The organism is Brevibacillus dissolubilis (genome assembly GCF_006170445.1).
Classification (GTDB): domain Bacteria; phylum Bacillota; class Bacilli; order Brevibacillales; family Brevibacillaceae; genus Brevibacillus_B; species Brevibacillus_B dissolubilis.
In genome coordinates, this window is the sequence record NZ_VCNA01000001.1 from 95,190 (window position 1) to 112,565 (window position 17,376).

Annotated in this window: 1 protein-coding gene and 2 pseudogenes; all 3 read left to right on the plus strand. The window is 53.3% G+C overall.

Annotated features, from left to right (window positions below; genetic code table 11):
- Position 1 precedes the first annotated feature (1 nt).
- Positions 2–6,757, plus strand: a complete 6,756-nt coding sequence (locus tag FGI41_RS00245) for an SDR family NAD(P)-dependent oxidoreductase (RefSeq protein WP_139487919.1) — start codon at positions 2–4, stop codon at positions 6,755–6,757.
- Positions 6,754–7,131, plus strand: a pseudogene (locus tag FGI41_RS25730) (class I SAM-dependent methyltransferase); the annotation flags it as partial. The gene FGI41_RS00245 and the pseudogene FGI41_RS25730, both read left to right, overlap by 4 nt.
- Positions 7,132–7,281: 150 nt before the next feature.
- Positions 7,282–17,346, plus strand: a pseudogene (locus FGI41_RS25290) (SDR family NAD(P)-dependent oxidoreductase); the annotation flags it as partial.
- Between the last annotated feature and the right edge of the window lie 30 nt (positions 17,347–17,376).

Sequence of the window (17,376 nt, forward strand, 5' to 3'; positions counted from 1 at the left end):
CATGATGAAAAGTCCAACCAAAGAAACTTTTGTGCAACGAGTAACGCACAGCAACTATATCGTTTCGGATCATCGGGTACATGGCGTATGTACCCTCCCTGGTGTCACCTTACTGGACTTGGTTTACCGCCTATCGTTACCTTACCTCGGCACGCAGGCGATTGAACTGAGACACATCATTTTCAAGCAGCCGATCGTTACAACAGAGCAATTCGACCAAAACGTCTACGTCACATTCACCCCAGATGGTTCACAATGGAGGGTGTCGGTGACCAGCCAAAAGGTCAAAGGCGATGAGATCGTCGATTCGCAGGCAGATGAAAATATGGAATGCTTCCTGACTCTCAGGGAAGCATTCCAGCCTGCCAAGCCAACGCTTGATGTACAGGCATTCACCCGTCAAGCCATCCGGCAATATGATATGGACGAGATTTACGGTCTGGCGAGACAAGTGGATATCACGCACTATACCTTTATGAAGACATTAGGAACGGTCTATCAGCGCAATCATGAAGAGCTGATGAAGCTTCATTTGAGCGAGCTTGCCGAGTCCTTTTTGGATAAATTTTATGCACATGCAGCCTTTTTGGACGGATCGACGCTGGCAGGCAACTCGTTTAGCCTGGGCGAGGCCAAAGATGGAGTGTTCCGCGACCATACGCCATACATTCCATTCATGGTCGAGCGCTTCTGCATCCACAAGCCGCTCCCATCCACCATCTACACCTATTCGCAGAAAAAGCAGACGGCCTCCGCCTCTGTAGCATCGACACCGCCAGATATCGTTTCTATGGATATCATCATTTTTGATGAATCCGGTGAGGCACTGGTCGAATTCGGCCGATTGACCGCCAAGCGGATTCGGGAGCCGCATCTGATCCAAAAGTTAACCGAAAATAAGGAACAACCGCATCGTGCTGAAAATGGAATAGCAGAGCAGCAGCCTATACTTGGCGAACAAGCCCAAGCTGATCTGGGGCATTCAAGCAACCCGCCATTTGCCACCGACCTGGAGTCCCCAAGCCATCCGGCAGATGCAACCGATTCCAGCCAGCCAGATCCTACTGCTGCCATCCACCTCTACCTGCAGCAAGAAATCGCCGGCGTATTAGGAAAAACGGCAGGGGAAATCGACATCCACACGGGCTTCTACGATCTCGGACTGGATTCCACCGAATTGCTCGGACTGGTAAAGGTCTTAGAGCAAAAGGTACAAGCCCAGCTGTATCCGACACTTCTGTTCGAATATCCGACCGTTGTGGGATTAGGCGAATATCTCTTAGAAAACTGGGAGAAAGCCTTCGCGGTGGTGGATGTGCCTGCACAGGGGCAACCACAGGGGCAAGCAGGAGCGCAAAACCACGCACATCCGCAGACGCATGCGAACGACTCGGCCCAACACACCGATACAGATCGGAATCACTCTCCTGCGCAAACGCTGTTTTTCACCCCGGTATGGAACAAAGAAGAGCTCACCGCTGATCTGAACCAATTTCCAGGCAAGCAACACGACAGCAACCAACTCTCAGGTGCCAAACGTTTCCGCCATATCGTCATCCTGTTAGACCATGCTCTGCCAGCTCTGCCGCAAGCGATTCAACAGCAATCCGATGACATCGAGGTTGTGAGGATCGATTCTAGCGCAGGAAGCATCCCAGCCCGTTTCACGGATCAATTCAAGCAACTGCTTGCGCTCGTCCAGAAGCAGCTGAGACAAAAGCTTCCAACTGAATTGCTGGTGCAGGTGGTAGCAGATGCCGACCTGACAGGTGAATACGCCTACGCCTTAGCGGGTTTTCTCAAAACAGCCCATCTCGAAAACCCTAAAATACATAGCCAGATCATCACCATGGACCGCCTCCATGCGCAATCGGCCCCGTCCATAGCGCAGCTGCTTGAAAAAGAGGCACTGGCCCATAAAAAAGGGATGTCCGAAATCCGCTACCAATCCGGAGCATCCATGCGCTACACCAAGCGGTTGCAAGAGACCGACTGGCAGCAAACCCAAACCAAAGCCGTCCCAGCCTGCAAAGAAAACGGCGTCTACGTGATCACAGGCGGACTGGGTGGATTGGGACTGATGGTTGCCAATCATTTTGCTCATCAGGCCAAGGTCAAGCTTGCTCTCCTCGGCCGCTCCAAGCTCGACCAAACCAAGGAAGAGAAGCTGCAAGAGTTGAGGCAAAAAGGGGCAGAGGTGCTGTATCTGGAGGCAGATATCAGCAACGAAAGCGATCTCGCAATCACCCTGTCTACTATCAAATCGAAACTTGGCCCTATCACAGGAGTGCTCCATTGCGCTGGCATCCTCAAGGATCAATTTATCATTCAAAAAGATCCGGCAGACGTACAGGCGGTCTTCGAGCCAAAAGTCCAGGGGATTTGGAATCTGGATAAGGCTACTCAGCAGGAGAAGCTTGATTTCTTCGTTATTTTTTCATCCATTTCCGCGATTTTGGGCAATTTGGGACAGGCTGATTATTCCAGTGCGAATGCGTTCTTGGATGGTTTTGCCGCACAGCGCCAAGAAAAAGTGAACCGTAATGAATGTTATGGTAACACATTTTCGATCAACTGGCCGCTCTGGTCAGAAGGTGGGATGCATGTAGATGCCGAGATGGAGCAGATGATGTATGCATCAACTGGAATGCTGGCATTGCCTACCGGAGCAGGTATGGATGCACTCGATGCGATTTTGGCTCAGGATCAGACGCAGATTGCAGTGATGCACGGTAATGGGGATAAAATCCGCGATCATGTGAAGGCACATTTGGTTGCGAAAAATCCGGCAGACCGAGCAGAGACAGAGCGAGCCGAAACAAAACGAGCCGAAACAGACCGAGCAGAGACAAAGCGACCAGCTACAGAGCGTGGACAAAGCCGCACCCCAGCGTCTCAACCGTCCACCTACGATCAAGAGGACATCGCAATCATCGGCGTCTCCGGCCGCTATCCATCTGCCAACAATCTGGAGGAATTCTATCAGAACCTGCGGGCTGGCAAAGACTGCATCACGGGCTTCCCGAAAGACAGATGGAAGGACTACGAATTTACATATGATGTGGAGCAATTCTATCAATACGGCGGCTTTATTGACGGAATTGACCAGTTTGACCCACTTTTCTTTAACATCTCGCCGAGTCAAGCAGAGACGATGGACCCGCAGGCCAGACTCTTTTTAGAGACAGCGTGGGAAGCTTGTGAAGATGCAGGCTTTTTCCAAGACCGGACCCGTCATCATTATCCGTCCTCCAGTGACAGGAGTGTAGGCGTGTTTGCGGGCGTCTTTTGGAACCATTATGAATTGTATGCGGCTGAGATGACTCTGCGTGGCACACCTACCTCTTTTGGCGTGACTCCGGCAACGATCCCGAATATGGTGTCGTACTGCATGAATTTCCATGGCCCGTCGATGGCAGTGGATACGATGTGTTCATCCTCATTGACCGCGATTCACTTGGCAGCGGAGAGCATCAAGAAGGGCGAATGCCACTACGCAATCGCCGGCGGGGTCAATCTGGTGACACACCCGCACAAGTATATGTTCCTCAACCAGGCTCAGTTCTTAGCATCGGACGGCAGATGCCGCAGCTTCGGGATGGACGGGGATGGCTACGTTCCAGGTGAGGGTGTCGGGGCGGTACTCATGACCACGCTCAGCCATGCGGAACAAGAAGGCTACCACATCTATGCCGTGATCAAAGGCTCTGCCATCAATCATGTCGGCAAAACATCGGGAGCCACGGTTCCAGATCCAGTCGCCCAATCTGAGGTCATCGCGGATGCGATCCGAAAAGCAGGCATTCATCCAAGCACGATCAGCTATATGGAAGCCCACGGAACAGGTACCTCCCTGGGTGATCCGATCGAAATCCAAGGTCTTAAACGATCGTTTGATAAATGGGGCAGCCAACAGCAGACCTGTGCAATCGGTTCGTTGAAATCCAACATCGGACACTTGGAGGCGGCGGCAGGCATCGCAGGTCTGACGAAGCTGCTGCTTCAATTCAAATACCAGTGCATCTTCCCATCGCTGCACGCCGAGCGGTTAAATCCATTCATTCCGTTTGCAGACACACCGTTTTATGTAGAGCGCGAGTACAAGGCATGGAAAAGACCCGAAGTGCACATCGACGGACCATCCACGGTTGCTCCAAGACGCGCTGGCTTGAGTTCATTCGGTGCGAACGGGAGCAATGCACACATCATCGTCGAGGAGTATATTCCAAGAGCGATCAGACAGGAAAAAAGCGAAGGCATCGTTCAGAGCGGCCCTGTCATCGTGCCACTCTCCGCGAAGCATCACGACAGTCTTAAAGCATATGCCCGCAAGCTTCATCACGCGCTGGCACAGCAACCCTCCGAGTCTCTCAACCTGATCGATGTGGCCTATACGCTGCAAGTCGGACGGGAGCCGATGAGATACCGTGCTGCTTTTGTCGTCCATAGCATCGCGGAGTTGATTGATAAGCTTCGCCTGTTCATGCAAGGGGAGGAGCAGGTCGCGGGGGTTTACCTGGGGGATATCAAACAGAGTCAGGAGTGGAGCCGAGTCTCTGTCTCAGACCAAGACCTGTTGGATGCAGCCAAGTGCGCAACCGCGTGGGTACATGGCGCGAGCCTGGATTGGAACAAGCTCTATGGCGATATGAAGCCGCAGAGGGTCAGCCTGCCTGCGTATCCGTTTGTGAAAGGGAGCTATTGGGTGCAGGCACCAAAAGCCAAATCGTCTGACGGTGTGAACAGCGGTACGAAAATCGGTGCAGAAGTTGCTGCGAATACCGATGCAAGAGTTGCCGCGAAAACCAGTAACCCAACTGCTCAGACAACTGTCACCCATACCCATCCCGATCCGTCCGCTGGAACAACGATCATGCTCGCCCCAGTGTGGGAGACCGTACCGCTTCAACAAGGCAGTGCCTTCCCATCCACGTCTGACCGAATCGTCATGATCGGCGGGACTGAGCAAAAACGCAATGAGATCAGAAACTACTATCCTAATGCTCACACGTTGGATATTCACCCATACAGTACCGTAGAAGAAATCAGTCAAAAAATCGAAGCATTCGGCCCGATTGACCATATCGTGTGGATGGCGTCCGCTTCAGGGATCGCCACGATGACAGACGAAGGCTTGATCAAGGGCCAAGACCAAGGTGTCATACAGGTATATCGCATCATCAAAAGCCTGCTTCGCCTAGGCTACGCCAACCAAGAACTCGGCTGGACTCTGTTGACCGTACAGACCCAACCAATCCGTAACAACGATCCAGTCAATCCTATTGATGCCAGCCTCCACGGCCTCATCGGCTCCATGGCGAAGGAATACACCAACTGGAAGGTTCGGCTCGTCGATCTGGAAGCGAATCGGGAATGGCCGCTTGCCGAGCTGTTTACGATTCTGGCAGACTCACAGGGGAATCCTTGGGTATACCGCGATTCTGTGTGGTATCGCCAAGAACTGGTACAGGTGCAGCACGAACTGGCCAAGCAGCCATTTTATCGCACTGGTGGTGTCTACGTCGTTATCGGTGGTGCGGGCGGCATCGGAGAAGTGTGGAGCGAGTATATGATCCGCACCTATCAGGCTCATATCATCTGGATCGGAAGACGACCACTGGATGCCGACATCCAAGCCAAGCTGAATCGTCTCGCAACGCTCGGCCCTGCACCAGTCTATCTCTCAGCTGATGCCACAGATCAAGCCGCACTCGACCATGCCTATCGACAGATCAAACAGCGGCACCCACAGATTCACGGTGTCATCCAATCCGCTATCGTACTGATGGACAGAAGCCTCGCTAATATGGAAGAAGACCGTTTCCGCGCCGTTCTCGCCTCCAAGGTAGATGTCAGTGTGCGGGTGGCACAGGTATTCCAGCACGAACCGCTTGACTTCGTGATGTTTTTCTCTTCCCTCAATGCCTTCCTCAAAGGAGCGGGCCAAAGCAATTATGTAGCGGGCTGCACCTTTAAAGATGCGTTTGCCCACCAGCTTTCCCAAGAGTGGTCATGTGCGGTGAAGGTGATGAACTGGGGCTACTGGGGCAGTGTAGGGATTGTCGCTACCGATGAGTACACAGAGCGGATGAACCGCTTAGGCATCGGCTCGATTGAACCGGCTGAGGCGATGGAAGCATTAGAGGTGCTGCTCGGGGGTACGCTTGATCAGTTCGCGCTGATGAAGATCACGAAGCCGCTCCAGACCCATGGACTCAACCCAGAAAAACAGATCATTCTCCATAAGCGCAACCCACAAACTGGCATTCCTAGCATGAATGCATATAAAATAAAACATGATAAACGTGCTGAATATATCAGACAGCAATTGAATCATAAAATCGCAGAGATGAACGATGTTCTCAGCAGACTGCTCTTGGCCCAGTTGCAATCGATGGGCATGTTCACCCAAGGGCGCGCAGGACTCACCGTCTTGAAAAACGTAGGTGGACTGCAAGATTCCTATCTCAGATGGCTGGAGGAAAGTCTGGATGCCTTAGTCCGCAACCAGCATCTCAAGCTTGAGCAGGATACCTATACCGCAGCAGATCCAACCCCACTCCAACTCGATGAAGTATGGAGAGAGTGGGATCAAAAGAAAGTCTCATGGAGTGAAGACCGCAACATGAAGGCACAGGTGATCCTGGTAGAAGCAACACTGCGGGCTTTGCCAGACATCCTCACAGGAAAAACGCGGGCCACTGATATTATGTTCCCGAATTCCTCTATGGAATTAGTTGGAGGTATCTATAAATGATTGCACACTACTTTAATGAAGTGCTCGCTGATACTGTAGTTGCATATCTGCAGGAACGGCTCAATCAGGACCCAGCGGCACGAATTCGCATCTTCGAGATTGGGGCAGGGACGGGAGGAACCAGCACGACGGTTTTTCAGAAGCTCAAGCCCTACCAGAACCACATCCAAGAATATTGCTACACCGATATCTCCAAAGCTTTTCTGCTCCATGCTGAGAACGAGTACGGTCCAGAGAATCCGTTTTTGACTTATAAACTGGTAGACATCGGACGTCCGATTGTGGAGCAGAACATCGGCTCAGGTGAGTACGACATCGTCATCGCGGCCAATGTCTTGCATGCCACTAAAAACATCCGCCAAACCTTGCGCAATGCAAAAACCGTCCTCAAGAGCGGCGGCTTGATTCTGCTTAACGAGATTGTCTCGAAATCCTTATTTACCCACTTGACCTTTGGGCTTTTGGAAGGATGGTGGCTGTACGAGGATGAGGAAATACGCGTCCCAGGCAGTCCTGGGCTTTCGATGGACAACTGGAGAAAGGTATTGGAGCTGGAGGGATTTGGCTCCGTCTTTTTCCCGGCAAAAGAAAGCGAAGAGTGGGGGCAGCAGATTATCGTGGCGGAAAGTGACGGGGTGGTGCATGTCACCCCGAACGTCACGGCTCCAGCTCCGGCTCTGAAGAAACCTGTAGAAGCGCAGCCGATTCAGACTTCCCGAGCACAGCCAAAAGAATCGGCTATCCTTCCCCAAGCCAATGTGACCCAGCAGATGGTAGAGGACTTCGTGAGAGAGACGATTATCGAGAAATTGTCCGAATCCCTGAAGGTGGATAGCCATCTGGTAGATTTGCATGACTCGTTTTCTGACTATGGAGTGGATTCGATCACGGGGATCAAGCTGGTTCAGGCGATCAACCAAGCGTTGAAGATCAATCTGGAGACGACCAATCTGTTCGATTACAGCTCTGTGAATCAGCTCACGGCATATATCCTATCGCAATATAACGAGGCGATGACCGAGCTTGTTGCGAAGAGTGTAGGAGGGACGCAGAGCGCTCACACGGACAGCGCAATCCATGCGGACAACGCGGTCAAGGTATTGCATACAGACCATGCATTACACGCAGTCAATCCGACAGAATCTGCTCCAACCGTTGCCGCCCGAACCACTGCCACCTTTGTTGACAACCGTTTTACCGAGCAACAAAAGCTAGACAATAGAGCTACCCAAGCCAAACCCGCTCACGCGAAGAGCACCCAGCAAGACGGGAACAGCGGCACAGATGCCGTCGCCATTATCGGGGTGAGCGGACGTTTCCCCCAATCCAAAAACGTCAACGCGCTTTGGGAGCATCTGGTTAACGGAAGCGATCTGGTCGGAGAAGTCACTCGCTGGGATCTTTCGCAGTATTACGCGGAAGGCACGAAATATTGCAACCAGGGCGGATTTTTAGATGATATTGACCAGTTCGACCCTGCCTTCTTCCATATTTCTGGAACCGAAGCGATCTATATGGACCCACACCAGCGGCTCTTTTTGGAAGAGTCTTGGAAGGCATTAGAGGATGCGGGGTACGCGGGGAACACCAGTCAAGGCGCACGCTGCGGGGTTTATGTCGGGTTTAACGATCTGGATTACCGCTTGATCTATGGCGAGAATCCGCCTCCGCAAGCCTTCTGGGGGAATGCCAGCTCCGTGATTCCGGCACGCATCTCCTACTATCTGGATTTGCAAGGGCCTGCCATCGCGGTGGATACGGCATGCTCCAGCTCGCTGGTTGCCATCCATCTTGCTTGTCAGGCATTGCTTGCCCACGAGACAGAGATGGCGCTCGCAGGCGGTGTCTTTATCCAATCCACGCCGAATTTTTATCTGTCGGCGAATCGGGCGGGCATGCTTTCGCCGGGCGGACGCTGCTTTACGTTTGATGAACGGGCAGATGGATTCGTTCCGGGCGAAGGGATCGGGGTGTTCGTACTCAAGCGCCTGTCCGATGCGATTGCCGATGGCGACCAGATCTACGGCGTGATCCGCGGTACAGCGATCAACCAAGACGGCACGACCAACGGGATTACAGCGCCAAGCGCCAAATCTCAGGAGCGATTGGAGACAGAGGTCTACGATACGTTTGGCATCCATCCCGAGCAGCTTCAGATGGTAGAGGCGCACGGGACAGGCACACAGCTCGGCGACCCGATCGAGTATCAGGCCCTGACACGGGCATTCCGCGCCTATACGGATAAAACGGAGTTCTGTGCCATCGGATCGATCAAGACCAACATCGGTCATACAGCGTCTGCGGCTGGCTCGGCCGGACTGATCAAGATATTGATGTCCCTCAAGCACAAACAGATTCCACCGTCCATCCATTACCGTGCGGGCAATCCGAACATTCAGTTCCAAGGAAGTCCTTTTTACGTCAATACAACGACAAAAGAGTGGACGGTCGAACCGGGGATGCCACGGATGGCGGCGATCAGCGCATTCGGATTTAGCGGGACCAATGCACACATGGTCATCGAGGAAGCGCCTGTCGTCGTACGCAACCACAGCCAAAAGCCAGGGTATCTGATCGTACTGTCGGCCCTGACAACCGAGCAGCTGCGCCAGCAAGCACAGCAGTTGATCGCGTTCTGTGAACATGAGCCACAGGTCGATTGCGGCAACATGAGCTACACCTTGTTAGTCGGCCGAAAGCATATGAATTGCCGTCTGGCTTGTGTAGTTCGCAGTCAGGATGAGCTTGTGACCTACCTGAAAAAATGGCTGGAAAAAGGAAAGGTCTCACAGGTGTACGTAGCGGAACTGCTCAAAAATGATCAGCGGGAGCAACCGTCCTTAAAACGCTATGGCAACGAATGCATTGAGAACAGCAAGCGTGCCAGCCATGCCAGTGAGTATTTGGAACAACTGTCTACCGTGGCCGATCTGTATATCCAAGGGTATGAGTTGGAATATCCGAATTTATTTGCGGATGAGCAGTATTCTCGGATCTCACTGCCTACTTATCCGTTTGCAAGAGAACGGTATTGGGTGACGCAGGTTGAATCCGCGAATTCACCGCTACCGAAAGCCGCAGTGAACACCGCCTCCGCCAGCGCCAGCAAAGCACTGGACATCATCCCAGCGACAGTCGCGAGAGCAACGACCCTTCATCCACTGCTGCATGAGAACACCTCCGATCTGTCGGAGCAACGGTACAGCTCCACTTTTACCGGGCAAGAGTTTTTCCTTGCTGATCATGTGGTGAATGGACGCAAGGTGTTACCAGGGGTTGCTTATCTGGAGATGGCTCGTGCCGCTGTCGAACGGGCAACTGGTGAGTGGCAGGCTGGCGAGACGGTCATCCGGCTAAAAAATGTGGTGTGGGCAAGCCCGATCCACGTAGACGAGACACCTGTTGAGGTACATATCGGACTGGATCCGGAAGAAAACGGCGAGATTCACTACGAAATCTACGGTGATCTCACAGAGGACGCCATCGAGCCGACGGTCTTCAGCCAAGGCAGCGCGATGGTGAGTCCGTTGAGTGATGCTGCACGACTCGAGCTTGCTCACCTGCAGGCTCAATGCAACCAGCGGACGCTTACATCGGCACAATGCTATGAGGCTTTTGGCAGGATGGGGCTTGCGTATGGAGCGGGTCATCAGGGGATTGAACGAGTGTATGTAGGAACAGACATGGTGTTGGCGAAGCTGACGCTGCCGTCCTGCATAGCGGACACTTATGATCAGTATGTAATGCATCCGAGCTTGATGGATTCCGCATTGCAGGCTGCTGTAGGGTTGGTGGCAGCTGCGACTGCGGATTCGGATGGGCAGCTGACTGACGATTGGATTACGGGTAAGCCCGTGTTGCCATTTGCCCTGCAGGAGCTGGAGGTTCTGCGTCCTGGCACGTCCTCGATGTGGGCGCTCATTCGCTACAGTGCAGGCAGCACGGCAGAGGACAAAGTGCAGAAGCTGGATATCGATCTATGTGATGATCACGGGATGATCTGCGCTAGGTTGAGAGGCTTCACCTCCCGCGTGCTGGAGGGCGGTGCAGGTCACACTGGTCAGGTAAGTCAGGTCGCTGGTTCCACTGTCACGGCGATGGTCACTGCCACTGATTCGGTCAACGGAACCTTATTGCTCACTCCAGTCTGGAAGGAACAAGCAGTCGAACGGGATGCGACAGCACCAACGTTTACCCAGCAGATCGTGATGCTCTGTGAATCACATGAATATTTGTATGAAACCATCACCAGCGAATGGAACGGGGTCAGATGCATCCGACTCCAGTCTGGATTAGGCGGTATTGAGGAGCAGTTCTCAGCATGTGCCGCACAGGCTTTGGAAGAAATCCAGCGCATCCTCCAAGACAAGCCGAGAGAGGATGTCCTGATCCAGATCATCATCCCGAATCAAGGTGTCCAGCAGCTTTTTGCAGGTCTAACCGGACTGCTCAAGACAGCGCGGCTGGAGAATCCGAAGCTGATCGGGCAATTGATCGAAGTCGAACCTGGCGAGGTACCAGAGGGAATCATCAAGAAGCTTGGTGAAAACAGCCGACGCCCGATGGACATCCATATCCGCTACGAAAAAGGCAAACGCTTGGTCGCACGCTGGAGCGAGGTAGAACTGGCACAGCACGAAGTCCTTCATCCGTGGAAAGACCATGGTGTCTACCTGATCACAGGTGGTGCGGGCGGACTCGGACAGATTTTTGCCCAAGATATTGCCCGGAAAGTTAACAACGCCACATTGATTCTCACAGGCAGATCCCCGCTTGGCGCAGACAAGCAGGCTGCGATTCAAGCATTAGAAAGCAACGGAACCAAGGTGGAGTATCGGATCGCCGACGTCTCCCAGAAGCAGTCGGTGGACAGCCTGCTTACGCACATCACCGAAGCATACGGCACTCTCCATGGGATCATCCATGCGGCGGGCGTCATCCGTGACAACTATCTGATCCGCAAAACCACGGCTGAATTAACCGAAGTTTTTGCCCCAAAAGTAGCAGGGGTCATTCATCTCGATCAGGCGAGTCAGCATCTGCCACTCGACTTTTTGATCCTGTTCTCGGCGGCGGCGGGAGCCATCGGCAACCCGGGGCAGGCGGACTATTCCATGGCGAATTCGTTCATGGACGGCTATGCAGCGTATCGCAATACACTGGTGTCAACCGGTCGACGCCAAGGCCAGACGGTAGCTTTCAACTGGCCGCTGTGGAAAGACGGCGGTATGCAGGTAGATGCCGAGACAGAGAAAATGCTGATGCAAAGCACCGGGATGATCGCGATGCGTACCGGAACAGGTATCCAAGCGCTGTATCAAGGCTTGGCAGCAGGCAAGCATCAGATCATGGCAGGGGAAGGCCATGTGACGCGGATGAAGCAGGCGTTGCATGTGACCGGGGAGCCGCGTGATCGCAATCGGCAACATGACGAGGTTCAAGCCTCTCTGGTGAATCTGGTGTCCCGTATGCTCCAAGTGGAAGCGGCGGAGATTGACGTAGATGTCGAGCTTACTGAGTACGGGTTTGATCAGGTGATGATGAGTGAGCTGGTGAACAGGCTGAATCAGATGTATGGAGTGGAGCTGTCGATTGCTGCGCTGTTTGAATATCAGAACCTACGCAGTATGGCGGGCTATCTGGCAGGGATGATCGAAGAGACGGTTGTCCGACCACGATACGTCCAAACCGGACAGGACAAAGACCAAACCATACAGGCAAAAGTGGTCGATGTTGCGGTAACTGTGCCATCTGCTAAAGCCGGACAGGCTAACATGACGTATGCCGGAACTGTGCCATCTGCCCAGACCAGCGCAGCCGCTTCTTCGTCCCAAGACACGCTTCAAGAAAAAGCAATCCACTATCTCAAAAAGCTGCTCTCATCCGTGATCCAGCTTCCTGAGCACAAGATCGAAGCCGATGCCCCGATGGAGAAGTACGGAATCGATTCGCTCATGGTGATGCAGCTGACCAATCAACTGGAACAGTCTTTCGGCTCGCTCTCCAAGACGTTGTTTTTCGAATATCAAAACATCCGCGAGCTGACCGGCTACTTCTTGGAATCACACAGAGAAAAGCTGATCCAATTGCTGGGGATTGGAGTGGAGACCACACCGAATGCAACTGTGGCTCTCGAAATCGATGGGAAGCCGTCATCCGTGAAGGGACAAGCGCTTCATCAAGCTCAAGCTCAAGGGCAAGCGCAAGCGTTGAACATCACGCAAGCCCAGTCTCCATCGCAGGTGCAGACCGCAACACGTCGAAAATCCCGCAAGCACACCCGTTCGGCTTCTGCCAGATACACATCTGCATCTGTAACCACCAACACGCAACAGCCTCAAACCAGAGATACTGCAGACACCACACAACCTACGGACATCGCTATCATCGGTCTCTCAGGCCGTTATCCAGGTGCAGCCAACATCCATGAGTTCTGGAAAAACCTGCGGGATGGCAAGGATTGCATCACCGAAATTCCCCAAGACCGCTGGGATCACAGCTTGTATTATGACAAGCAGAAGGACACCCCCGGCAAAACGTATGCCAAATGGGGCGGTTTCCTCGACGGTGTGACACACTTCGATCCTCTTTTCTTCAATATCTCTCCACGCGAAGCAGAGCTGATGGACCCGCAGGAGCGTCTTTTCCTGCAATCCGTCTACGAGGCTATCGAGGATGCAGGTTATACCCGCGAGGCATTGGCTGCGTACCGCAGTTCAGGGATGGAAGGCAATGTCGGTGTCTACGTGGGCGTGATGTATGAGGAGTACCAGCTGTATGGAGCACAGGCGCAGGTGACAGGCCATCCGATCGCGCTGAGCGGCAATCCTTCCGCTATTGCGAACCGTGTGTCGTATTTCTGCAATTTCCATGGGCCAAGCGTGGCTGTGGATACGATGTGTTCCTCTTCATTGACCGCTCTTCATTTTGCCGCCCAAAGCCTGCAAAAAGGCGAATGCGAGCTGGCAATCGCAGGGGGCGTCAATCTCTCGCTTCATCCGAATAAGTATCTGATGCTGGCACAAGGCCGTTTTGCATCGAGCAAAGGACGTTGCGAAAGCTTCGGGGAAGGCGGCGACGGCTATGTACCAGGTGAAGGTGTGGGGGCTGTGCTGCTCAAGCCGCTGTCCAAGGCCGTTGCCGACGGAGACCAGATCTACGGAATCATCAAGGGAACAGCCATCAATCACGGTGGAAAAACCAATGGCTACACGGTTCCGAACCCGAATGCGCATGCGAATGTCATCAGCCGAGCTCTTACAGAAGCAGGGATCAATCCGCGGACGATCAGTTATATCGAAGCACACGGTACCGGGACATCCTTGGGTGACCCAATCGAGATTGCGGGCTTGAACAAAACCTTTAAGGAATACACCACAGACAAGCAATTCTGCGCAATCGGCTCAGCCAAGTCCAACATCGGGCATGCTGAGAGTGCAGCAGGGATTGCCGGTCTGACAAAGGTATTGCTCCAGCTGAAATACCAGCAGTTAGTGCCATCGCTTCACTCCAAAGCCTTGAATCCGAACATTGATTTTACGCAAAGTCCTTTTGTCGTTCAGCAGGAGCTGACCGAGTGGAGACGTCCGGTGATCGAGGTAGACGGTATTACGCAGGAGTATCCAAGACGCGCGGGTCTCTCATCCTTTGGCGCGGGTGGCTCTAATGCTCATATCGTGATCGAAGAGTATATACCTGATCACACTATCAACAAAACCAATGCAGTAAGCATCTCCCCAGACCATCCGGCGGTCATCGTCCTCTCCGCGAAAAATGAGGAACGTCTCAAGGAACAAGTACAGCAATTGCTCGGCGCCATAGACGAATACCCACTGACCGATGCGGATTTGGCCGATATCGCCTACACGCTGCAAGTCGGTCGGGACGCGATGGACGTACGCCTCGCTCTGCTGGCTCATTCCATCCAAGATTTGAAAGAAAAGCTGACAGGCTACACCGCTGGTCAGGAGCCTATCTCCGATGTCTACCATGGTCACCTCAAGCAAGGCAAAGAAACGCTGTCTTTGTTTACCGCAGACGAAGAATTGCAGGAAGCGGTACAAAAATGGGTGCAGCGCCGCAAGTACCCGAAACTGCTGGACCTGTGGGTAAAAGGCCTTCAAGTCGATTGGGACAAGCTGTATGGTGATGTACGCCCACGCAAGATCAGCCTGCCGACGTACCCGTTTGCCAAGGAACACTACTGGATTCCGCAAGCGGACGCGAAAGGATTTAGCAGCGGAAATGTACATGTAAGTACGGAGATGAACCCTTACCTCCATCCACTGCTGCATCAGAACACGTCGGATTTCTTGGAACAGAGATTCAGCTCCACCTTTACCGGCAACGAATTTTTCCTCGCTGATCATGTCGTAATGGGTCAAAAGGTATTGCCTGGTGTCGCTTATCTGGAGATGACCCGTGCAGCGGTCGAACAGGCAGCGGGAGCATGGTTACAAGACGGGACGATCACCGTCCTCAAAGACATCGTATGGATGACCCCGATTCGTGTAGCGGATCAAGCGGTTCAAGTCCATATCGGTCTTACCCCGAAAGGAAACGATGAGATTGGCTTCGAGATATACAGCAAGGATGTGACGACAGGGGAAAAGAACGTTGTCTACAGTCAGGGCAATGCGGTGCTTCAGCCTGTTGGAGAAATCCCTGGCATCCCGCTTGCTTCGATCCATGCTTCATGTGGCAGACGCACGCTTTCGGCGGCGCAATGCTACCAAGCCTTCCAAGCGGCAGGGATTGAGTATGGCCCACGACACCAAGGGCTACAGGTCATTCATGTCGGAGCAGATCAGGTGCTGGCGAAGCTTTCATTACCAGCCGAACTCGCAGCCGGACTCCAATCCTATGTCCTGCATCCAAGCATCATGGACGCGGCCCTGCAAGCATCGGTCGGCTTGGTCATCGGCTCTGGCGACGTAGGTTCTGATTCTGACAACACCACTTCAGGTGCACCAGCACTGCCTTTTGCTCTGGAAGAGATCGAAATCTACCAACCATGCCAGTCTAGTATGTGGGCATGGGTACGCTACAGCGAAGGCAGTACGGCAGGGGATCAGGTACAGAAGCTGGATATTGACCTCTGTGATGAGCAAGGAAGCGTCTGCGTACGGATGAGAGGTTTTACCTCCAGAGTGTCTGGTGGGGATGTGAAAAACATCCCTGTGGAGCCATCATCTGGCTGGCCGGATGGAACACTCTTGCTGACGCCGCTTTGGGATACCGTTTCCCTGCCACAAGGACAGCCATTCCCGTCCCAGCACGAAAAACTGGTGATCATCGGAGGAGATGAACTCAGTCGCCACGAGGTACGACAATACTATCCTCTTGCCGATGTGATAGAGATTCGTCCTAGCAGTACGGTGGACGAGATCACAGCCAAGCTCCAAGCCTATGGCACGATTGACCATATCTGGTGGATTGCCCCGGCCTACTCACAAGCCTCTGTCGGAGACGATTCTTTGATAGAGGGACAAGAAGCGGGCGTCCTGCAGTTGTTTGGCCTGATCAAAAGTCTGCTCCACCAAGGATACGGCAGCAGGGATCTGGGCTGGACGATCATCACCACCCAAGCTCAACCGATCCATCACAACGACCAAGTGAATGCGGTTCATGCAAGCGTCCACGGGCTGATCGGTTCAATGGCCAAGGAATATACCAACTGGAAGGTGCGTCTTGTCGATCTGGAAGCAGACACCGATTGGCCGCTGCAAGAGATCATTACGTTGCCACCTGATCCACAGGGCGATCCGTATGTCTATCGTCTCTATGAATGGTACCGACAAGAGCTGGTCGAGGTGAATTCCAACCCGATCGGGCACACCGCGTATCGGCATGGCGGCGTCTATGTCGTCATCGGAGGGGCGGGTGGCATCGGAGAAGCCTGGAGTGAGTATATGATTCGCACCTATCAGGCACAGATTATCTGGATTGGCAGACGGGCCAAGGATACCGACATCCAAGCCAAGCTGGACAGACTTGCCGCATGGGGACCTGCACCAACCTATCTTTCAGCTGACGCAACGAATGAATCCGAGCTGAGACGGGCCTATCAACAAATCAAAGCACAGCACCCACAGATCCACGGCGTCATCCAATCGGCCATTGTGCTGTTGGACAGAAGCCTCGCGTATATGGACGAAGATCGATTCCGTACAGGCTTATCGGCAAAAGTGGATGTGAGCGTGCGGATGGCACAGGTGTTCCGGGATGAACCACTTGATTTTGTCCTGTTTTTCTCGTCCCTCAATGCATTCACCAAATCAGCAGGTCAAAGCAACTATGTGGCAGGCTGCACCTTTAAGGATGCATTCGCACACCAGCTCTCCACAGAGTGGTCGTGCGGGGTGAAGGTGATGAACTGGGGGTACTGGGGTAGTGTAGGTACGGTTGCTTCAAGCGAGTATCAGGATCGGATGGCGGCTGCCGGGATCGGCTCCATTGAACCTCCGGAAGCGATGAAAGCTCTAGAGGTGCTTCTCGCCGGGCCGATGGATCAGCTGGCCCTGATGAAAACAACCAAGCCGATGATCCTGCCAGGAGTTAACCGAGAGAAATCAGTAACCATCTACTCGTAACAGATTGATTTTGGCAACGGGAGGAGA